General features: G+C 69.9%; 19 protein-coding genes. 5 read left to right on the forward strand and 14 right to left on the reverse strand.

Going from position 1 to position 19,556, the window contains the following annotated elements:
* Positions 1-2 precede the first annotated feature (2 nt).
* From WS66_RS27605 to WS66_RS27645, 8 genes are all read right to left on the reverse strand, one after another.
* Positions 3-1,319 (reverse strand): D-alanyl-D-alanine carboxypeptidase family protein, encoded by a 1,317-nt coding sequence (locus WS66_RS27605; RefSeq protein WP_059600036.1) that lies wholly within the window; start codon positions 1,317-1,319, stop codon positions 3-5.
* Positions 1,320-1,803: 484 nt separating this feature from the next.
* On the reverse strand, positions 1,804-2,448 hold the full coding sequence (locus WS66_RS27610; RefSeq protein WP_059524004.1) for an alpha/beta hydrolase: 645 nt from the start codon (positions 2,446-2,448) through the stop codon (positions 1,804-1,806).
* Positions 2,449-2,461: 13 nt separating this feature from the next.
* Complete coding sequence (locus WS66_RS27615; protein ID WP_006485233.1) at positions 2,462-2,779, reverse strand: (2Fe-2S) ferredoxin domain-containing protein; 318 nt, start codon at positions 2,777-2,779, stop codon at positions 2,462-2,464.
* 159 nt (positions 2,780-2,938) lie between these two features.
* Positions 2,939-4,090: a VanZ family protein gene (locus WS66_RS27625; protein ID WP_059600034.1), complete on the reverse strand. Its 1,152-nt coding sequence runs from the start codon at positions 4,088-4,090 to the stop codon at positions 2,939-2,941.
* A gap of 19 nt (positions 4,091-4,109) precedes the next feature.
* Positions 4,110-4,733: an ABC-type transport auxiliary lipoprotein family protein gene (locus WS66_RS27630; RefSeq protein WP_059600044.1), complete on the reverse strand. Its 624-nt coding sequence runs from the start codon at positions 4,731-4,733 to the stop codon at positions 4,110-4,112.
* A gap of 95 nt (positions 4,734-4,828) precedes the next feature.
* On the reverse strand, positions 4,829-5,764 hold the full coding sequence (locus tag WS66_RS27635; protein ID WP_059600033.1) for an MlaD family protein: 936 nt from the start codon (positions 5,762-5,764) through the stop codon (positions 4,829-4,831).
* Between the two features lie 27 nt (positions 5,765-5,791).
* On the reverse strand, positions 5,792-6,736 hold the full coding sequence (locus WS66_RS27640; protein ID WP_059600032.1) for an ABC transporter ATP-binding protein: 945 nt from the start codon (positions 6,734-6,736) through the stop codon (positions 5,792-5,794).
* Positions 6,733-7,857 (reverse strand): MlaE family ABC transporter permease, encoded by a 1,125-nt coding sequence (locus WS66_RS27645; protein WP_059600031.1) that lies wholly within the window; start codon positions 7,855-7,857, stop codon positions 6,733-6,735. The genes WS66_RS27640 and WS66_RS27645 overlap by 4 nt, the downstream gene beginning before the upstream one ends.
* 319 nt (positions 7,858-8,176) lie before the next feature.
* Between WS66_RS27645 and WS66_RS27650 the strand changes: the two genes are divergently transcribed.
* The 5 genes from WS66_RS27650 to WS66_RS27670 all read left to right on the forward strand — a co-directional run bounded on the left by WS66_RS27650 (position 8,177) and on the right by WS66_RS27670 (position 13,390).
* Positions 8,177-10,240 carry a bifunctional 2',3'-cyclic-nucleotide 2'-phosphodiesterase/3'-nucleotidase gene (locus WS66_RS27650; RefSeq protein ID WP_059600030.1) on the forward strand — a complete coding sequence of 688 codons (2,064 nt, stop codon included), beginning with the start codon at positions 8,177-8,179 and terminating at the stop codon, positions 10,238-10,240.
* A gap of 14 nt (positions 10,241-10,254) precedes the next feature.
* Positions 10,255-11,100 (forward strand): tetratricopeptide repeat protein, encoded by an 846-nt coding sequence (locus WS66_RS27655; RefSeq protein ID WP_059600029.1) that lies wholly within the window; start codon positions 10,255-10,257, stop codon positions 11,098-11,100.
* A 103-nt stretch (positions 11,101-11,203) separates the two neighbouring features.
* Positions 11,204-12,124: a biotin--[acetyl-CoA-carboxylase] ligase gene (locus WS66_RS27660; protein WP_059600028.1), complete on the forward strand. Its 921-nt coding sequence runs from the start codon at positions 11,204-11,206 to the stop codon at positions 12,122-12,124.
* Positions 12,121-12,909, forward strand: coding sequence for a type III pantothenate kinase (locus WS66_RS27665; RefSeq protein ID WP_059600027.1), 789 nt, complete (start codon positions 12,121-12,123; stop codon positions 12,907-12,909). Before WS66_RS27660 ends, WS66_RS27665 begins: the two co-directional genes overlap by 4 nt.
* Positions 12,910-13,147: 238 nt before the next feature.
* A complete protein-coding gene (locus WS66_RS27670) occupies positions 13,148-13,390 on the forward strand; it encodes a hypothetical protein (protein WP_059600026.1) in 243 nt (80 codons plus the stop codon).
* A gap of 16 nt (positions 13,391-13,406) precedes the next feature.
* Here WS66_RS27670 and rfaE2 read toward each other — a convergent pair whose 3' ends face one another.
* The 6 genes from rfaE2 to WS66_RS27705 all read right to left on the reverse strand — a co-directional run bounded on the left by rfaE2 (position 13,407) and on the right by WS66_RS27705 (position 19,452).
* Positions 13,407-13,892: a D-glycero-beta-D-manno-heptose 1-phosphate adenylyltransferase gene (rfaE2, locus tag WS66_RS27675; RefSeq protein ID WP_059600025.1), complete on the reverse strand. Its 486-nt coding sequence runs from the start codon at positions 13,890-13,892 to the stop codon at positions 13,407-13,409.
* Between the two features lie 162 nt (positions 13,893-14,054).
* Positions 14,055-14,933 (reverse strand): ferritin, encoded by an 879-nt coding sequence (locus WS66_RS27680; RefSeq protein WP_059451551.1) that lies wholly within the window; start codon positions 14,931-14,933, stop codon positions 14,055-14,057.
* A 485-nt stretch (positions 14,934-15,418) separates the two neighbouring features.
* On the reverse strand, positions 15,419-16,645 hold the full coding sequence (locus tag WS66_RS27690) for a patatin-like phospholipase family protein (RefSeq protein ID WP_059600024.1): 1,227 nt from the start codon (positions 16,643-16,645) through the stop codon (positions 15,419-15,421).
* A gap of 24 nt (positions 16,646-16,669) precedes the next feature.
* Positions 16,670-17,434 (reverse strand): PhaM family polyhydroxyalkanoate granule multifunctional regulatory protein, encoded by a 765-nt coding sequence (locus WS66_RS27695; RefSeq protein ID WP_059600023.1) that lies wholly within the window; start codon positions 17,432-17,434, stop codon positions 16,670-16,672.
* A 79-nt stretch (positions 17,435-17,513) separates the two neighbouring features.
* Positions 17,514-18,341, reverse strand: coding sequence for an enoyl-CoA hydratase/isomerase family protein (locus WS66_RS27700; RefSeq protein WP_059600022.1), 828 nt, complete (start codon positions 18,339-18,341; stop codon positions 17,514-17,516).
* Between the two features lie 118 nt (positions 18,342-18,459).
* Positions 18,460-19,452 (reverse strand): fumarylacetoacetate hydrolase family protein, encoded by a 993-nt coding sequence (locus WS66_RS27705; RefSeq protein WP_059600021.1) that lies wholly within the window; start codon positions 19,450-19,452, stop codon positions 18,460-18,462.
* Between the last annotated feature and the right edge of the window lie 104 nt (positions 19,453-19,556).

Raw genomic sequence — 19,556 nt, forward strand, 5'->3', positions numbered from 1 at the left:
GCTTACTTCTTCTTGCTGAACATCAGCAGGATCGAGTCCCAGATACGGCCGAAGATACCCGCTTCCGGCACCGCCTGCAGCGCGACGACCGGGAACTCCGACAGCGTCTTGCCGTCGGCGACGATCTTCACGGTACCGACCTGCTGGCCTTCCGCGAGCGGCGCGATCAGCGGCGCGTTGACCTCGACTTCCGGCTTGACCTTGTCACCCAGGCCGCGCGGCACGGTCACCCACTGGTCGCCCTTCACGCCGACCTGCACGGTGTTTTCCTTGCCCTTGTAGATGCGCGGCGTCGACATCGCCTGGCCACCCTTGAACAGGCGCACCGCGTCGAACGCGCTATAGCCGTAGTTCAGCATCTTCATGCTGTCCTGCGTGCGCTCGCCTTCCTTCTGCTCGCCCATCATCACCGACACGAGACGGCGCTGGCTGTCGACACCCGGGATCGCGCGCTTGGCCGACGCGATCAGGCAATAGCCGGCCGCTTGCGTATGGCCCGTCTTCAGGCCGTCGACCGTCGGATCCAGCCACAGCAGGCGGTTGCGGTTGCCCTGGCGGATGTTGTTGTACTTGAATTCCTTCTCCGAGAAGATGCTGTAGTACTGCGGAAAATCGCGGATCAGGTGCGCGGACAGCTTCGCGAGGTCGCCGGCCGTCGTGTAGTGGTTCGGGTCGGGCATGCCGTTCACGTCGGCGAAGTGCGTGCCCTTCATGCCGAGGCGCGCCGCCTCGTCGTTCATCATCGTGACGAACTGCCCTTCGCTGCCGCCGACCAGCTCGGCCAGCGCGATCGCGGCGTCGTTGCCCGACTGGATGATCATCCCGTACACGAGATCGTGCACCGACACCGGCTTGTTCGCCTCGATGAACATGCGCGACTCGTCGCGGCCGACGCGGCGCACCGCTTCGCTCGGCGTGACGATCTGCTCCATCGAGATCTTCTTCTTGTCGAGCGCCTCGAACACCAGGTAGGCCGTCATCAGCTTCGTCAGCGACGCGGGCTCGACGCGTTCGTCGGCGTTGCCCGATGCGAGCACGGTGTTGCTCGTCGCATCGACGAGCACCCACGAGCGCGCGTTCACGCCCGGCGGCGGCACCGCACCCGGCATGAACGTCGCGGGCGCGCCGGTGAACTGCTCGGTGGCGGCGGCCGGCGCGGCATGCGCGGCCTTTGCCTTGGCGGCCGGCTTCGCCTCGGCGACGACGATCGTCGACGCGAGTGCGACGGGCAGCATCACGCCCAGCGCGACGTTGCGCGCGGCGGTGCCGAAGGCGATGGAAGAAGCGAGGGACTTGAGGCCTTGGGAAGACAGACGCATGATCGATTCAGGCTGATGGCAGAAAGTGCGGCGCGAAACGCGCAGGGTTGAACGGCAAGGCGGCGAGCGTTCCGGCGTTCGTCCGACTGCGTCGGACGGCACGAAACGCGCCGGTTGGACTCATGCGGACGCGTTCGGTTCGCGGCCGTCGCGAGCGGGCGGACAGGCGGCGAAACGAGCGCCGCATGGGCCCGGCCGGGCCGCGGGCGACGCGAAATGCGGCCATTATACGTGGCCGCGAACGGCGTTTTCGCGAACCAGGGCTCAGGTGGCCACACCCAGGCTTCGAGAGGATAGCGCGGCTTCGCTCGGGAGAATCGTGCGCGAAGCCGCGCGAAAGGCGTGCGCAGGCGCCGTGCAAGCCGGGTGGCGCCGCGCTGGAGCGGGCATGTGCGATCGTGTCGTGACACGGCGCGGCGCGATGTCGCGCGCGCGGCGGCATCGCGGTCGTGCGGCGGCGGCGCCGCACGCCGGGTTCAGCGGATCAACGCCACGCGTCGACGATGATGCGCTTCAGCACGTGCAGCTTGCGATGCAGGAAATGCTCGGCGCCGGGGATCACGACGACCGGCAGTTCCTGCGGCCGCGCCCAGTCGTAGACCGATCCGATCGGCACCGTGTCATCGGTTTCGCCGTGGATCACGAGCGTGTTCTCCGGCACGTCGGCGACCTGCCAGCGGCTCGCGGCCGTGCCGACGAACACCATCCGCTCGATCGTCTCGCCCGCGTCGCGCAACCGCTTCGCGACGTGCGACAGCACGAAAGTGCCGAACGAGAAGCCCGCGAGCACGAGCGGCAGGTCCGCATAGGCGGGCTGCGCGCGCATGTGCGCGAGCACGGCGAGCAGGTCGTCGGCCTCGCCGATGCCGTTGTCGTGCACACCCTCGGTCGCGCCGACGCCGCGGAAGTTCGACCGGTACACCACGTAGTCGAGCTGGACCAGCGTGCGCGCGAGCGTTTGCGCGACCTTGTTGTCCATCGTGCCGCCGAACAGCGGATGCGGATGCGCGACAAGCGCGATGCCGCGCGGCGCGGCGCCGCCTTCGCGCACGGCGTCGGGCAGGTCGACCGCGATTTCGATCTGCCCGACCGGGCCGGGGATCAGCGACTTCTGCGTATGAACGTTCATTCGGCCGGCCCGCTCAGATCTTCAGGCGGTCGACGACCTTGCCGTCGCGCAGGTGCGATTCGACGATCTCGTCGATGTCGGCCTGGTCGACGTACGTGTACCACGTGCCTTCCGGATACACGACCATCACCGGCCCTTCCTCGCAGCGGTCGAGGCAGCCGGCCTTGTTGATGCGCACCTTGCCGGGCCCCGCGAGGCCGAGTTCCTTCACGCGCTTTTTCGCGTACTCCTGCATGGTCTGCGCATCGCATTGCGCGCAGCTCGGACGCTCGGCGCCCGGATCGCGCTGGTTCAGGCAGAAAAAGACGTGGTGCTGGTAGTAGGAATCCATGATGGTGACGAGCGGCCCGGTGCGGTGCCGGGCGGAAAGAAGGGCGATTGCCGTTGCGCACGGCAACGGATGTGCGGTCGATTATAGCGACCGGCGCGCACGGCTGCCCGCGATCGCCGCGAGGCGCGGCCGCGCGGCCCCGTTGCCGCTCCTGCGGCGTCAGCGCCGCCGCGCGGCCGGCAGCCACGCGTGCTCGACCCGCTGACCGAGCCAGATCAGCGCCGCGTAGGGCCAGATCCACGCAAGCCAGCGCGCGATGCTGTTGAAGTGCACGTAGCGGCCCTGCCGCCAGCCCGACAGCGTGAAATCGAAGAACGGGTTGACGGGCAGCAGGTTGACGAGCACCACACCGGCCAGCAGCGCGAGCGCCGCGAGCAGCGCGCGCCACGCGGCCGGCACGCGCAACGCGAGCAGCGCCGCCGCGAAGCCGAGCTCGATGCCGAGCCGCGCGCCGGGCGTCGCCCACACGACGACGAGGCCGGTGCTCGACTGCATGAAGGTCGCGGCCGCCTTCAGCGCGAGCGTCGCGCCGACGAACGCGATCAGGAGCCGCACGCGCGGCGCGCCGGCACGCATCGCCAGCGACGCGATCGCCAGCGCGGCGAACAGCATCAACCCGCCGAGCGCGGCTTCCCACGCGGAGTCGGACAGCCAGCCGTCGACGCGCTCGGGCCATTCGCTCACGCGCCACGCGGCCGGCAGCCATGCGAGCAGCGCGTCCTGCATCGAGCCGTCGGCGCGCTCCCACAGCACGGCCGGCCAGTCGCCGATGCCGAACAGGAACGGCGAAGGAAACAGGATCGCGAACGGCCACAGCGCGGCGAGCAGCAGCGGCGTCGCGCCGTCGGTCTCGAACCACGCGAAGCGCAGCCGGCGCAATGCGCCGCGGTCGAGCAGCGCGCCGGTGGCCGGTGCCGCGAGCGCCGCGCCGAGCAGCGCGCCGAGCGCGTTGGCCGCGAGGTCGAGATTCGACGCGACGCGCGTCGGCAGGTAGGTCTGCAGCGCCTCCATCGATCCCGACAGCAGCACGCCGAGGCCGCCCACGATCAGCGTCGCGGCCACGCCGCGCCAGCGCGGATGCAGCGCGAGCACGCCGAGTGCGCCGAACGGCATGTAGCCGAGCACGTTGGTGACCACGTCGAACGCGGTCACATAACGCTGCATCGGGGCGAACAAATAATCGAACGGCCCGATGCCGAGCGATACCCAGCCGCCGAACGGATACAGCGATGCATAGACGATGAGCGCCGCATACGCGGCGAACGCCTGCCGCGCCAGCGACGACGCGCGCGACGTGCCCGGCGCGCTCATCGCGGCTGCGCGTGCGGCGTCACGGGTTGCCCGCGTACGCCTGCACGCCGACCCACGCGGCGATCTGCGACACGAGCTCGTCGCTCGCGGCCGCGAGCGCCCGCGCGCCGCCAGCCGCATCGGGCGTGCTCGACGGCGCGCGCGCGACGAACGTGCGCTGGCCGAGCACCTTGCCGCCCTGCAACAGCGTCGCGCGCGCGGTGACCGCGCCGTGGCTCTTCGACTCCCCGTCGAACACCTGCTCGAATTCGTTCAGGTCGACCTTGAGCGTCGGCGCGCGCACGCCGTCGGAACCCTCGAGCACCGCGCCGCGCGACGACAACGCGCCGCGCAGCCGCTGCGTGAGCAGTTGCGCGGGCGGCGCGATCCAGCGGCTGTCGCGATAGACGGCCATGCGCTGCGCATCCGCATACGCGAGCCGGTAGACGAACTTGTCCGTGTCGAGCGCGTCGGACGCGGCGACGTCGAGCACCTTCAGCGCGGGGCCCGTGCCGGCCGTGACGGCCGATGCGGCCGGCCCGAGGTCGTAGCGGACGTTCGACAGCGCCGCACTGTTGCCGGCGCAGCCGGCGGCGAACACGAGCGTCAGCATCGCGAGCGCGGTCGCGGCGGGACGCAGCCCGCGATCAGGGATTCGTGGCATGGCATGTTCCTGCATGATGTTTCCGGTTTCGATGGCGTCGTGGTCCGGTCTCGCGCCGGGCCGGCCGATCAACGTCGATGGGCTGACGATCTGCTTCACTTCCCGGCCGCGCTCCCCGCCCCCGGCCAGACGAAGCCCGCCTCGCCGGGGCCGGGCGCGGAGCCGGGCGAACCGAACAACAGACTGCTCGGATTGCGGCCGAGTTCACCGGCGACGTCCTTCAATTGCCGCGACGCATCGCCGACGCTGCCGGCCAGCGCGTTGAAGCGCGGCAGCGTGTCGTACTGGACCCGCGCGTTCAGGTCGTTCAGCGCGACGCCGACCTGCTCGGCAGCCGAGCCGGCCTTGTTCAGGTTCGACACGAGCGGCCCGTTCGGCTGCAGCAGCGTGTTCGCCGACGCCATCGCGCGATCGACCTGGCGCATCGTTTCCGGCAGCGCGGCCACCGCCGGCGCGAGCTGCTTCGACAGCGTCGTCGCGCCATCGGCCGCGTGCTGCAGGCTTTCGGCCGTCGCGCGCAACTGCTCGCGCATCTCGGGCGACATCAGCGCGTTCGCGCTTTTCGCGGCCAGTTCGAGCTGCCGCAGCAGCACGTCGCCGCGCGCCTGGATCTGGTCGAACAGGCTCGGCCGCATCGGGATCTGCGCGATCGCCTTCGGCGACGACGGCAGCGGCGCCAGGTCGCGGCCCGTATCCTCGAGCTGCACGAACGCGATGCCCGTCACGCCCTGGAAGCCGAGGCTGCCGTAGGTCGACTGCGTGATCGGCGCATCGTGGTCGACGAGAATCCGGATCCGGATCTGGCCCGGGTGCGTGCGGTCGAAGCCGATCGACTGCACCTTGCCGACGTCGAGGCCGCGAAAGCGCACGGCCGCGTCCGGGAACAGGCCCGTCACGTTGGTGCGCGCGAGCAGGTCGTACGGCACGCGCACGGTGCGGTCGACGTTGAACCAGAACACGGTGCCCGCGATCGCCAGCGTCAGCGCGATCGTGAACAGGCCGGCCCAGAACGCATGTGATTTGTTTTCCATTCGCGGGTTCCTTGCTTCTTGCCTTTCCTACAATTCGACGCTCGACAGCGCCGGCTCGAGGGCCGCCTTCGGCAGCTTCGCGCGCCGCTCGGGCGGCAGCGCCTGCAGTGCGCGGCGCCCGCGCAGCCCCAGGAAATATTCGTGGATGAACGGATGGTCGACGTTCGCGGCCTCCTCGACCGGCGCCGCGACCAGCACCTTGCGATCGGCCAGCACCGCGACGCGCGTCGACAGCGCGACCATCGTGTCGAGATCGTGCGTCACCATCACGACGGTCAGCCCGAGCGTGCGATGCAGCGTCGCGATCAGCTCGACGAATTCGTCGGACGCCTGCGGGTCGAGGCCAGCGGTCGGCTCGTCGAGGAACAGCAGCTCGGGCTCGAGCGCGATCGCGCGCGCGATGCCGACCCGCTTCACCATCCCGCCCGACAGCGCGGCCGGCATCTTCGACGCGTGCTTGCACGGCAGCCCGACCATCTCGAGCTTCAGCATCACGATGTCGTGCAGCAGGTCCGACGGCACGCGGCCGAGCTCGCGCAGCGGCTGCGCGACGTTGTCGAACACCGTCATCGACGAAAACAGCGCGCCCTGCTGGAACAGCATCCCCGAACGCGTGCGCATCAGCCGCGCGGTCGCGTCGTCTATCTTCGACGTGTCTTCGCCGAACACCTTGATCGTGCCCGACGTCGGCCGATCGAGGCCGAGGATCTGCCGCACGAGCGTCGTCTTGCCCGAGCCCGAGCCGCCGACGATCGCGACGATCTCGCCGCGCCGCACGTCGAAATCGAGCTTCTGGTGAATGATGTTGCGCCCGTAGCGCTTGGTCAGGTTGCGCACCTCGATCACGAGGTCGCCGCCATGCGCGGCCGCCGCCGGCGGCATGCCGGCCGTGCCCGCGCCGGCTGGCGTGGCATGTGCGCTGGCGCCATCGGCCGGCGCGGCACCGGCCGGCGATTCATTCGACGCGTTCATCCGAGCCCCACGTTCTGGAACAGGATCGCGAACACCGCGTCGGCGAGGATCACGACCGTGATCGACGACACGACCGACGTCGTCGTGCCTTCGCCGAGGCTTTGCGAGTTCGCCTTGATCCGGAAACCGAAATGACATGCGACCAGCGCGATCAGCATGCCGAACACGACGCCCTTGCCGAGGCCGATGTACAGGTTCGCGATCGGCACGACGCCCGGCAGCGAGCGCACGAAATAGTTGACGTCGATCCCGAGCACGAACTTCGCGGCAAGCGCGCCGCCCGTCAGCGCGACGATGTTGGTCCACATCACGAGCAGCGGCATCGCGACGCCGAGCGCGAGCACGCGCGGCAGGATCAGCCGCAGCCCGTGCGGAATGCCCATCACGCGCATCGCGTCGAGCTCCTCGGTCACGCGCATCACGCCGATCTGCGCGGTGATCGCCGAGCCCGAGCGGCCCGCGACGAGGATCGCCGACAGCACGGGCCCGAGTTCGCGAATCACCGACAGCCCGAGGATGTTCACGATGTAGCGGTTCGCGCCGAACATCTCCAGCTGCTGCGCGGACAGATAGCTGAGCACGATGCCGATCAGGAATGCGACCAGCGCGGTGATCGGCAGCGCCTGCGCGCCGGCGCTGTAGATGTTCGCCGAGGTTTCCTTCCACGGCATCGTCTGCGGACGGCGCAGCACCGACAGCGCGTCGAGGATCACGAGGCCGAACATCGCGATGCCGCCCTGCAGGTGTTCGCCGAACGCGAAGATCGCCTGGCCGAGGCGCGTGACGGGATCGAAGCGCACGACGCGCTCGGGTGCCTCGCGCTGGCTGTCGAGACGTTCGATCCGCTCGAAGATCGTGCGCTGCGTGTCGGTCAGCTCGACGCCCGCCGGCAGCTTGCGGCCCCATACGCGCCACAGCGCCTGGCCGCCGACGTGGTCGAGCCGCTCGATGCCGGACAGATCCCATTCGTTCACGCGTCCGGACGCGATGCCCGCGATGCGGCGCGCGACCTCGCCGCGATTGCGTGCGAGCGCGAGCGCGGTCCACTGACCGGTCAGGCGCACCGTCTGGCCCTGGCCGCCGGCGTCGACCAACAGGCCGGGAGGTGTCTCGAAGTCCAAGGGCGGGTTGTTTGCAAAAGGATGACAGCGGCCATTGTAGCGAACCGTCCGGCGCCGCGACGTGAGGATTTCCGTCGGGGCGCGCAGCCGGCGGCGTCCGGCGGAAATGCCGGGCGAGAGGCGCCTCTTTGCGCATGCCCGCCCCGCCACGGCACGGGGTTCGCCGCCGGAACGGCGTGCCGGGCACGCGACCTTTCATTCTTCCGTCACGTTTCCTTTCGATACTCTCACGCGCCGCACGTCAGGCCGTCGGCGCCCGCGCCGCCATTTCGCTGCGCTCCTCGCGATTCATAGAACAGAACACAGAACAGGACAATCGATGCGTCTCCCCCCGCTTTCCCGCCGCCGCGTGACCGCCGCCGCCGCGCTCGCCAGCCTCGCCTTCGCCCTCGCCGGTTGCGGCGGCGACGACGTCACCGCCCCGCCGTCGTCGCAGACGCAGGCGCCCGCCGGCACGACGGCCACGCTCGCGCTGCTCGAAACGACCGACCTGCACACCAACGTGCTGTCGTACGACTATTTCAAGCTCGCCGCCGACAAGTCGCTCGGCTTCGAGCGCGTGTCGACGCTGATCGCGCAGGCGCGCGCGCAGTACCCGAACACGCTGCTGCTCGACAACGGCGACACGATCCAGGGCACCGCGCTGTCGGACTACCAGGCGCTCGTGAACCCGATCGGCTGCGACCAGACGCTCGCGATCTACAAGGTGATGAACGCGGCGAAGTTCGACGGCGGCGGGATCGGCAACCACGAGTTCAACTACGGGCTGCCGTACCTGTCGCAGGTGACCGGCAACACGTTCGACGTCGACGGGCTGCCGGCCCCCGCGCAGCAGAAGAAGTGTGCGGGTCCGAACTTCCCGCAGGTGCTCGCGAACGTGATCAGCGCGCGGACCAACGCGCCGCTGTTCACGCCGTACACGATCCTGACCCGCACGGTGACGGCCGTCGCGCCCGACGGCAAGACGGTCAGCGCGCCGGTGAAGATCGGCATCATCGGCTTCACGCCGCCCGCGATCATGAGCTGGGACAAGCGCTGGCTCGACGGCAAGGTCTACACGACCGGCCTGAAGGAAGCGGCCGAGAAGTACATCCCGGAGATGCGCGCGAAGGGCGCCGATCTCGTCGTCGCGATCTCGCACGGCGGCCTCGACAACACCGCGTATTCGCCGACCATGGAGAACGGCAGCTGGTGGCTGTCGAAGGTGCCCGGCATCGACGCGATGCTGATCGGCCACTCGCACCAGGTGTTCCCGGACGCGAACAGCACCGTGGCGCAGTTCAACCTGCCGGGCGTCGACAAGGCGAAGGGCACCGTCAACGGCGTGCCGACCGTGATGGCCAACTACTGGGGCAAGCATCTCGGCGTGATCAAGCTCGGCCTGACGTTCGACGGCAAGACGTGGAGCGTCGACAAGTCGCAGACGACCGTCGAGGCGCGGCCGATCCAGAACGCGGACAAGAGCTACGTCGCCGCCGATCCGTCGGTGTCCGCCGCGATCGCCGCCGAACACCAGGCGACGATCGACTACGTGAAGACGCCGATCGGCTCGACCGACTACCGGATGAACTCGTACTTCGCGGACGTCGGCGATCCGGGCGCGATCCAGATCGTCAACGAGGCGCAGGCCGATTACGTGAAGACCTACGTGCAGGCGAACCTGCCGCAATACGCGTCGTTGCCGGTGCTGTCGGTCAGCGCGCCGTTCAAGAGCGGCTTCGGCGGCGGCAGCGACTACACCGACGTCGCGCCCGGCGCACTTGCGATCAACAACGCGGCCGACCTGTATCTGTATCCGAACACCGTGTACGCGGTGAAGGTGAGCGGCAGCGACGTGAAGAACTGGCTCGAGACGGCCGCGAAGCGCTTCAACACGATCGATCCGACCAAGGCGACGGTGCAACCGCTCGTCAGCAGCTTCCCCGGCTACAACTTCGACATGTTCACGTCCGCGGATCTCGCTTACGAGATCGACGTCACGCAGCCGGTCGGCAGCCGGATCAGGAACCTGACGTACAAGGGCGCGCCGATCGACCCGAACGCGCAGTTCATCGTCGCGACCAACAACTACCGCGCGAGCGGTGGCGGCAACTTCCCGGGCCTCGACGGCAGCAAGACGATCTTCGCATCGCCCGACGCGAACCGCGACGTGCTGATCGCGTTCATCAAGAAGCGCGGCGCGATCACGCGCGCGGCGGACGGCGCGCAGCGCAGCTGGCGCTTCACGAAGCTGGCGAGCTCGGTCGCGCACGTGCAGTTCACGTCCGCGCCGAACCGGCTCGGCGACGCGGCGGCAGCCGGCCTGACCGGCCTTACGCAGGTCGCGGCCGACGACGGCTCGGGCAAGAACCTCGCCATCTACGAGATCGACCTCACGCAATGACCACGAGACCCGCGATGCAACCGATCCGGACGATGCGGCCTGCCGAAGCCGGCTTCACCACCGCCGCGCAGCGCCTGCTTCGCGCGAAACTCCCGCCGGCCGCGTTGCTCGCGGCGGCGGCCATCACCGTTGCGGCCGTGGTCGCTGCGACCGGCTGGCGCGCCGCCGGCCCCGCGCCGAGCGCCGCGCAGCTCGACGAATGGCAGGCGATGGTCGCGCAGGCCGTCGAGCCGCACGCGCTCGCTCAGTTGCGCACCCTCGCGCGGCGCGGCTCGGGCGACGCGCAGGCGGCGCTCGGCATCGCGCTCGTCGATGCGCGCGAGCCGGGGCTGCGCGACGAGGGACGCGGCTGGCTCGAAACCGCCGCGCAGGCGGACACGAAAGCCGGCACGCCGGCCGCGCGGCGTGCGCAGCTGGCACTCGGCAAGGCGCTGCTGCTCGGCAGCGGCGACATCCCGAAGGACTACGCACGCGCCCGCACGCTGCTCGGCGAAGCGGCCGGCCAAGGCGATCCAGCCGCCGCGTATTACCTCGGGCTGATCTATCGCAGCGGCTATGGCGTCGCAGCCGATCCGGTGCAGGCCGCGCACTGGTTCGAGATCGCGTCGCGCTCGGACATCCCGGCCGCGGATTTCATGCTTGCGAACGCATACCGCGAAGGCAGCGGCGTGCCGCGCGACGAAGCGCGCGCGCTCGCGCTGTATCGCCGTGCGGCCGAGCACGAGCTGCCGGAAGCCGTGCAGACGCTCGCGATGGCTTATCGCAACGGCGAGCTGGGGCTGCGACCCGACGCGGACGCGTTCCACGCGCAGTGGATCGAGACCGCGCATGCGTTGAAGCATCCGGTCGTCGCGCCGTAGCGGTGCGTCGGCGGCGCGGGCACGAACGCGCGGCGGCGGCGCGACGGGCATGACCTGGCGCGCCGCCCGTCACGCACTGCCCCCTGTCGCTACAATAGGCGCCATGAACGCCCCCACCTCCTCCGACACGCCCGATTCCGGCGACGCGCACATCGCGCGCAACCGGCTCGAGGCGCACCTGGACGCCGCGCCGCGCGCGTGGCCGCTCGACATCGTCGCCGCCACCGGCTCGACCAACGCCGACGTCGCGACGCGCCTCAAGGCGCTGCCGCGCACCGCGAACGCGCTGCCCGCGCCGCTCGTGCGCGTCGCGTTCGAGCAGACGGCGGGCCGCGGCCGGCAAGGCCGTCCCTGGTTCGCGCAGCCCGGCAACGCACTGCTGTGCTCGGTCGGCTGCATCGTGCCGCGCCCCGTCGATGCGCTCGGCGGCCTCAGCATCGCGATCGGCGTCGCGCTTGCAGAAGGGCTCGCCACGCTGCCGCTCGACGCCCGCTCGCGCGTCGCGCTCAAGTGGCCGAACGACCTGCTGCTGACGACCACCGACGACGGCACGTCGCGCATCGTCGGCAAGCTTGCCGGGATCCTGATCGAAACCGTCTGGACCACCGCCGACGCGACCGCCGTCGTGATCGGCTTCGGTATCAACGTGCGCGGCGCGGAGGCCGTCGCCGCGCAGGTCGATGCGCTGCGTGCGCGCGAAGCGGCGCTCGCGAGCGGGCTGCCGCCGGCCGCGTTGTCGGCCGCATGCGCATCGGCGAACCTCACCGATACGCTCGCCGCGGCGCTGAACGCGCTCACGCCCGCACTCGCGCAGTTCGGCACCGACGGGCTCGCGCCGTTCTTGCCGCGCTGGCACGCGCTGCACGCGTACGCGGGACGCGAAGTCGTGCTGCTCGAACAGGGCGTCGAACGCGTGCGCGGCATCGCGACGGGCATCGACGCGACCGGCCAGCTGCTGCTCGACACGCCCGACGGCATCAAGGCGATCGCGGCCGGCGACATATCGCTGCGCGAAGCGCAATGAACGAACCGCATCTGCTGATCGACGCCGGCAACAGCCGGATCAAGTGGGCGCTCGCCGACGCGCAGCGCACGCTCGTCGAGACCGGCGCATTCGGCCATACGCGCGACGGCGGTGCCGATCCCGACTGGTCGACCCTGCCACGTCCGCATGGCGCATGGATCTCGAACGTCGCGGGCGCCGACGTGGCCGCGCGGCTCGACGCGCTGCTCGACGCCCGCTGGCCGGGCCTGGCGCGCACGACGATCCGCTCGCGGCCCGCGCAATGCGGCGTGACGAACGGCTATACGACGCCCGAGCAGCTTGGCAGCGATCGCTGGGCCGGCCTGATCGGTGCACGGGCGGCGTTTCCGGGCGAGCATCTGCTGATCGCGACGTTCGGCACGGCGACGACGCTCGAAGCGCTGCGCGCGGACGGCCGCTTCACCGGCGGGCTGATCGCGCCGGGCTGGGCCCTGATGATGCGCGCGCTCGGCACGCACACCGCGCAGTTGCCGACGCTGACCACCGACATCGCGAGCGGGCTGTTCGCGGGCGCGCAGGCCGAGCCGTTCCAGGTCGATACGCCGCGCTCGCTGTCGGCGGGCTGCCTGTACGCGCAGGCGGGGCTGATCGAGCGCGCATGGCGCGATCTCGCCGATGCGTGGCAGGCACCCGTGCGGCTCGTGCTGGCAGGCGGCGCGGCGGACGATGTCGCACGCGCGCTGACGCTGCCGCATACGCGGCACGACGCGCTGATCCTGTCGGGGCTTGCGTTGATCGCCGCGGAAGCGGCGGCGCAGAATTGACGGAAACCGGTCGGCATCGCGCCGGCCGCGCCGGCCGCGTCGATGCAGGCCCGACTGCGGGCTTCGTCACGGTGAGGATGGAAAGCGGGCGCCGGTGCGGGCGCCCATGCAGACAGCCGGCCGCACATGCATGCGCCCCGGCCGACACGTGCGCTCGCCGGCGGCAACCACCGCACGCGCCGCGCGGCCGGCCCGACCGAACGGTTAAACGACTGAACAACGACGAGGAGTGTCGACGATGCTGCGCTGGCTGATCGCTGTTCTCATTCTCGCGAACCTGCTTGCGTTCGTCGCCGTGCGCGGCGTGTTCGGGCCGCTGCCGGCGGCAGGCCCGCGCGAACCGGGCGTGCTGTCCCGGCAGGTTCGGCCCGATGCGTTGCATGCGATGCCGCTCGCGCAGGCGAGCGATCAGCCCGTGATCGGCGGTCCGATCGGCCCGCCGGCCGTGACGGCCGAGCCGCTCGCGGCTTCCGCGCCCTGACGGCGCGGCACCCGCATCAGGACTGCTGCGCGCGCACCTTCTTCAGCAGCGCGGTGGTCGAGCGGTCGTGCTCGAACGGAATCGCGAGCGCACGCCCGCCCCAGCTGCGCACGATGGCCGATTCCGGCAGCGCGTCCATGTCGTAGTCGCCGCCCTTCACGAGAATGTCCGGACGGACGGCCTCGATCAGCGACACCGGCGTCTTTTCCTCGAATTTCACGACCCAGTCGACGCTTTCCAGCGCCGCGAGCAACGCCATCCGGTCTTCCTCGCGGTTGATCGGCCGGTCGTCACCCTTGCCGAGCATACGCACCGACGCATCGCTGTTCACGCCGACGATCAGGCATGCGCCGAGCGCCTTCGCATCGGCGAGATACGTGACGTGGCCACGGTGCAGGATGTCGAACACGCCGTTCGTGAACACGACGGGCGAAGGCAGCGAAGCGCGCAGGGCAACCAGGGCGTCGCGGGTGATCAGCTTTCGTTCGAAGGTAGCGGACATGATGAATTTCGGATGGCGTGAGCGGCGCGCGGTGCACGTCGCGACGGAACACGGCGGCGCCAGATAAAAAGCCCGCCGGATGGCCGGGCGGGCTTCATGCGGGACTACACTGCGGCGATCTCGACCGGCGGCGCTTCACGCCGGCTGCGATGCCGCGCAGCCTCAAGCCGGTTGCGCGGCCGACGACGGGCCACTTTCGGACTGCAGGCGTCCGGTGACTTCCTTGCGGTAGCGGTTCAGTTCCTGGGCGGTCGCGAACGTGCGCTCGAACAGGATCGACAGGTTGTGCAGGATCCGTTCGACGACCTTCTTTTCCCACTCGCCGTCGAAGCGGATCTGCTCGTCGAGCCAGCGCTCGAGCCATTCCGGATCGGGCAGGCGCGACTGCACGGTGTCGCGCGGGAACAGCGCCTGGTTCACGTGCAGGTTGGTCGGGTGCAGCGGCTTCTCGGTGCGGCGCGCCGACGCCATCAGCACGCCGATCTTCGCGAACGCCGCGCGCGCGACGTCGCCGCAATTGTTCAGCGCCTTCTTCATGTAGCGCAGGTAGGCGCCGCCATGGCGCGCTTCATCGCGCGAAATCGTTTCGTAGATGTGCTTGATGACCGGCTCGGTGTGCCAGTCTGCCGCGCAGCGATACCAGTGGTTCAGGCGGATCTCGCCGCAGAAATGCAGCATCAGCGTCTCGAGCGGCGGCGCCGGATCGAACTCGAAGCGCACCGCGTGCAGTTCCTCTTCGGTCGGCACCATTTCCGGCCGGAAGCGGCGCAGGTATTCCATCAGCACGAGCGAATGCTTCTGCTCCTCGAAGAACCACACGCTCATGAACGCGGAAAAGTCGCTGTCGTGCTGGTTGTCGCGCAGGAACATTTCCGTCGCGGGCAGCGCCGACCATTCGGTGATCGCGTTCATCTTGATCGTCTTCGCCTGCTCGTCGGTGAGCAGCGAAGCGTCGAACTTGTCCCACGGAATGTCCTTCTCCATGTCCCAGCGGACAGCTTCGAGCGACCTGTAAAGTTCCGGATAAAGCATGGTGTTCATGATGGTCCCACCCCTGTTCTGCGCAATGCGACTTCTCTAAACGTGACTGTTGCCGCGTCGGCGCGCAAGCGCGCCTTTCGCAGCCAAGACTGTAATTTTACGCGTGTATCCAGCCCCCGGGACGCAGTTTCCGCCTCCGGCAGCCGGGCGGCCGCGTCGCCGCCTTGAAGCACGCCGCGACCCCGCTCCGCTCGAACGGAACCGGCCGCGCGTGCCTGATGTGGGGGCCGGCGCAGGCCGGCTCGGTGGCGAGCCCGCCCGGCGCCACGCGGTTCCCGGACGGGTTCCCGTGCGACCGCCAGACCGGCGGGCTGCTCGATATGGTGTATACGGCGGCGGCCATGATAGCACGCGCGCATGACGGTTCCGAGACGCGGAACCGGTCGCGCGCCGCCACCTGCGGTGCGGCGATCGGTCGCGGGCGGCCGTCGCGAAAACGCAACCGATATGTAAGTTTCATCCGTTTCGGCCCCGCTCTGCTCGCGTCAGACCCGTATTTCACCGATCGCGCGGCCGCTCTCCGGCGGCATGCCGGATGCCGGCGCGCTGCCGCCGTCGGCTCCCGCGATCCAGTTCGCCAGCGTGTCGCGCTGCGCGCGCCCGTCGCGGTAGCCGAGCTCGATCAGCTCGCGCGTGAAGGCTTCCTCGAACAGCAGGTAGCTCGCGAACGACGCGCCGGCCGGCTGGCTGCCGCCGATCGCACCGAGCAGCCCGCGCATCGTCGCCGGCATCTGCTTCAGGTGTTTCGCGGCGATCAGCTCGATGCGCTCGGACGGCGCGATCGCGAGCACGTCGACGTGCCGCCAGCCGCTGTCCACTTCGACCTGGTGCGGCAGGTGCTCGATCATCCGGTTGATGTGCTCGATCCGCTCGATGTCCGAGCCGATCGAGTCGAGAAACACGCTCGCGAGCACCTGCTGGCCGATCTGCGCGAGCGTCGGGTAGCCGCGCACCCGTCCCGAGCCGTTCGCGGCCGGAATCTCCGGCCGCGGGTCGGCCGCGCCGACGACGACGATCCGGTGCGCGCCGAAGTGGATCGCCGGCGACAGCGGCGCGACCTGCCGGATCGAGCCGTCACCGAAATATTCGATCTGGCCGTCGAGCACGAGCGGCACGGCCGGAAACACGAACGGAATGGCCGACGACGCGAGCAGGTGCGATGCCGACAGATCGACGAGCCGCGCGGTGCGCTGCGCGCGCCGCCATGCCTGGATCGGCTCGGTGGCCTGGTAGAACGTCAGGTGCCGGCCGCTCGAATAGCTGAGCGCCGTCACCGAGAGCGCGTGCAGCAGCCTGCTCTCGAGCATCTGCTCGATCCGGTGAAAGCTCAGCTCGCGCTGCAGCAGGTGCGCGAGCGGAGCGTTGTCGAGCAGCCCGCGCGGCGAGCGGCGCGCCGCCCAGCCGAATGACATCGTCGCGAGCCAGCGTGCGCCCGCCGCCGCGATGCCGAGCCAGTCGGTGCGATACACGTAGTCCGCGCGCAGCGGCTCCCAGAATTCGAGCAGACGCCGCACGCCGTGCGAAAAGTCGTCCGCGTGGCTCGCGATCGACGTCGCATTGATCGCGCCGGCCGACGAGCCGCAGACAACCGTGAACGGTACCGTGTGCCGGTTCGGATCGGCCTCGCGCGCGATCTCGGCCAGCGCCTTCAGCACGCCGACCTGGTAGGCGGCACGTGCGCCGCCCCCCATCAGCACGAGCGCGAGCCGCATGATCGACCTGCTATCCGGTTCGCGTCACGTCGAGCGCTTCGGCGGACGCGTTTCGGGCGACGAGGCGGCCGCCGCGCGCGCCGCAGCCGATCCTGCCGGCTTCGCACGCTTCGCGGCCGGCTTGCGCGGCGCGGCGGCCGCGGCCGCGGCCGCGGCCGGTGCGGGCTGCTCCGCCCGCGCCGTCGATGCGGTCTGCCCGGACGGCGCGGCGCCCGGCTCCGCGGGCTGCGCGCCCGGCTGCGTCATCGCGAGGCTCGCGAGCTGGTTGAACTGCGCCTGCAGCAGGTTCCACCAGCCGGCCGGATCGAACGCCTGCTGCGCGGCGTCGCCTGCCGGCGGTGCGTCAGCCGCGCCAGCGGCATCCGGCGCTTGCGGCGCATCGGCGCGCGGCGCGGACGCCGCTTGCGCGGCCGCGACCGCCGCTTCCTCGGCCGCCGACATCGAGCTTTGCGCGAACGCGCCGAACGCACGCAGCGTCGCGAGCGTCGCGCGCTGCACCTCGAGCGCCTGGATCGCGGACTGCAGCATGCCGAGATTGAGCTTGAGCCACTGCTCGACCGCGCGCAGATCGGTGATTCGCTTGTCGAGCTCCTCGACGCTCGTGAGCGGCGCCATCATGTCGGACATGCTCGACAGCGACGGCGGCAGCCCCGACGCGGCGCCGGGAAACGACGCCATCCCGCCGAACGGCGACATCCGCATCATGTCCCACATCCGGTCGAGCATGTCGGCAGGCTTGAAACCGGCAAAGCCGGCAAAAGGATTGGAGCCGGGGGCATCGGTCGTCATACGGGCATCCTGGTTGGCTGGGTGGGCGAAGCGGTCGGCACGAGTCGTGCGGCCGCCCTTGGTCCGATCATAACGCGCGTCAGAACGGTGCGTCGCCGGGGAAGTCTGGCGGGCGCCGCTCGCGCAGCGAGCGGATGCCCTCCTGAACGTCGGGCCCCGAGAAGCCCATGAATTCGAGCGCGAGCGACGTATCGAAGGTCGGCCCGGCGCTGCGCAGCCAGTTGTTCAGCGCGTACTTGGTCCAGCGGATCGCCGACTGGGATCCATGCGCGAGCCGCTCCGCGACCTCGTACGCCTTCGGCAGCAGGTCCGCCGGCTCGACCGCGAGCGACACGAGGCCGATCCGCTCGGCCTCCTCGCCGCTCACCGGTTCGCACAGCAGCAGGTAATACTTCGCCTTCGCCATCCCGCACAACAGCGGCCACACGATCGCCGCGTGATCGCCGGCCGCGACGCCGAGCCGCGTATGGCCGTCGATGATGCGCGCATCCTTCGCGGCGATCGAGATGTCGGCGAGCAGCCCGGCGACGAGGCCCGCGCCGACGGCCGGGCCGTGCATCGCGGACACGATCGGCTTGCTGCAGTTGATCACGTTGTAGACGAGGTCGCGCGCCTCGCGCCACACGCGGGCGCGCACGTCGAAGTCGTTCGCCATCGCCTCGACGAGCGCGAGATCGCCGCCCGCCGAAAAACCCTTGCCCTCGCCGCGGATCACCGCGACGCGCGTGTCGGGATCGCGGTCGACGTCGCGCCAGATGTCGGCGAGCTCGCGATGCATGCGCTCGTTCGCGGTCGCGAGGCCGCTGCGGTTGGCGCCCTCGCCGCTCATCACGATGTCGAGCACGCCATGATCGCGGCGCGTCACCTTCAATGCTTCGTAACCGCCGTATGCGGCGAGATCGGCCATGCGCAGCTCCCGGGTTCGTGAAATGCTTGAAACGCCTGAATCGAGTGTAGCCAAGCCCGCGCGGGCAAACATCAGGCGAAACCCGGCGCGCGGGCCGGGACCGGGTTTCGCGCGGACGTCAGGCCGCGCCGTCGGGCGGGGCGACCGCCTGCTCGATCGCACCGAAGATCGACTTGCCGGCCGCGTCGAACATTTCGATGCGCACGGTGTCGCCGTAGCGCATGAATTCGGTCTGCGGCGCGCCGTGCTCGATCGTCTCGAGGCAGCGCTTCTCGGCGATGCAGCAGTAGCCGCGCTTCGCGTCCTTGTTCGACACCGTGCCCGAGCCGACGATCGAGCCGGCACGCAGGTTGCGCGTCTTCGCCGCATGCGCGATCAGCTGGCCGAAGTGGAACACCATGTCGGTGCCCGCGTCGGGCTGGCCGACCTTCTTGCCGTTCCAGTGAACGATCATCGGCCGGTGCACGCGGCCTTCGCGCCATTCGTCGCCGAGTTCGTCGGGCGTCACAGCGACCGGTGCGAACGCGGTGGCCGGCTTGCTCTGGAAGAAACCGAAGCCCTTCGCGAGTTCGGCCGGAATCAGGTTGCGCAGCGACACGTCGTTCACGAGCGTGACCAGCCGCACGGCCTTCAGCGCGTCGTCGGGCGATGCGCTCATCGGCACGTCGCCGGTGATCACCGCGACCTCGGCCTCGAAGTCGATGCCCCACGCCTCGGACGGGCACACGATGTCGTCGCGCGCGCCGAGGAAATCGTCGCTGCCGCCCTGGTACATCAGCGGATCGGTCCAGAACTCCGGCGGCATCTCGGCGCCGCGCGCGCGGCGCACGAGCTCGACGTGGTTCACGTACGCGGAGCCGTCGGCCCACTGGAACGCGCGCGGCAGCGGCGCCATGCAGTTCGCCGGGTCGAACGCGAACGCGTTGCGCGCGCGGCCGTGGTTCAGCGCGTCGTACAGGTCGCGCAGCTGCGGCGCGTAGAACGCCCAGTCGTCGAGGACGCGCTGCAGCGTCGGTGCGATCGCATCGGCGATCGCCGCGGTGTGCAGGTCGCGCGACACGACGATCAGCTGGCCGTCGCGCGTGCCGTCCTTCAGCGATGCAAGTTTCATGGGGTATCTGCCGTTGTAGTGACGATGGAGGGAATCTATTTTACGATGGTGAATCCGCGCGGCGCGCCACCATCGTGCACGCCGTTTTCGTCCCGACCCTTGCC

The sequence above is a fragment of the Burkholderia sp. LA-2-3-30-S1-D2 genome, assembly GCF_001523915.2.
GTDB lineage: Bacteria > Pseudomonadota > Gammaproteobacteria > Burkholderiales > Burkholderiaceae > Burkholderia > Burkholderia diffusa.

Bases quoted from the DNA above. Each gene is read 5' to 3' on its own strand.
- WS66_RS27605 (WP_059600036.1), bottom strand. From the start codon at position 1,319: ATGCGTCTGTCTTCCCAAGGCCTCAAGTCCCTCGCTTCTTCCATCGCC.
- WS66_RS27610 (WP_059524004.1), bottom strand. From the start codon at position 2,448: ATGAACGTTCATACGCAGAAGTCGCTGATCCCCGGCCCGGTCGGGCAG.
- WS66_RS27615 (WP_006485233.1), bottom strand. From the start codon at position 2,779: ATGGATTCCTACTACCAGCACCACGTCTTTTTCTGCCTGAACCAGCGC.
- WS66_RS27625 (WP_059600034.1), bottom strand. From the start codon at position 4,090: ATGAGCGCGCCGGGCACGTCGCGCGCGTCGTCGCTGGCGCGGCAGGCG.
- WS66_RS27630 (WP_059600044.1), bottom strand. From the start codon at position 4,733: ATGCCACGAATCCCTGATCGCGGGCTGCGTCCCGCCGCGACCGCGCTC.
- WS66_RS27635 (WP_059600033.1), bottom strand. From the start codon at position 5,764: ATGGAAAACAAATCACATGCGTTCTGGGCCGGCCTGTTCACGATCGCG.
- WS66_RS27640 (WP_059600032.1), bottom strand. From the start codon at position 6,736: ATGAACGCGTCGAATGAATCGCCGGCCGGTGCCGCGCCGGCCGATGGC.
- WS66_RS27650 (WP_059600030.1), top strand. From the start codon at position 8,177: ATGCGTCTCCCCCCGCTTTCCCGCCGCCGCGTGACCGCCGCCGCCGCG.
- WS66_RS27655 (WP_059600029.1), top strand. From the start codon at position 10,255: ATGCAACCGATCCGGACGATGCGGCCTGCCGAAGCCGGCTTCACCACC.
- WS66_RS27660 (WP_059600028.1), top strand. From the start codon at position 11,204: ATGAACGCCCCCACCTCCTCCGACACGCCCGATTCCGGCGACGCGCAC.
- WS66_RS27665 (WP_059600027.1), top strand. From the start codon at position 12,121: ATGAACGAACCGCATCTGCTGATCGACGCCGGCAACAGCCGGATCAAG.
- WS66_RS27670 (WP_059600026.1), top strand. From the start codon at position 13,148: ATGCTGCGCTGGCTGATCGCTGTTCTCATTCTCGCGAACCTGCTTGCG.
- rfaE2 (WP_059600025.1), bottom strand. From the start codon at position 13,892: ATGTCCGCTACCTTCGAACGAAAGCTGATCACCCGCGACGCCCTGGTT.
- WS66_RS27680 (WP_059451551.1), bottom strand. From the start codon at position 14,933: ATGAACACCATGCTTTATCCGGAACTTTACAGGTCGCTCGAAGCTGTC.
- WS66_RS27690 (WP_059600024.1), bottom strand. From the start codon at position 16,645: ATGCGGCTCGCGCTCGTGCTGATGGGGGGCGGCGCACGTGCCGCCTAC.
- WS66_RS27695 (WP_059600023.1), bottom strand. From the start codon at position 17,434: ATGACGACCGATGCCCCCGGCTCCAATCCTTTTGCCGGCTTTGCCGGT.
- WS66_RS27700 (WP_059600022.1), bottom strand. From the start codon at position 18,341: ATGGCCGATCTCGCCGCATACGGCGGTTACGAAGCATTGAAGGTGACG.
- WS66_RS27705 (WP_059600021.1), bottom strand. From the start codon at position 19,452: ATGAAACTTGCATCGCTGAAGGACGGCACGCGCGACGGCCAGCTGATC.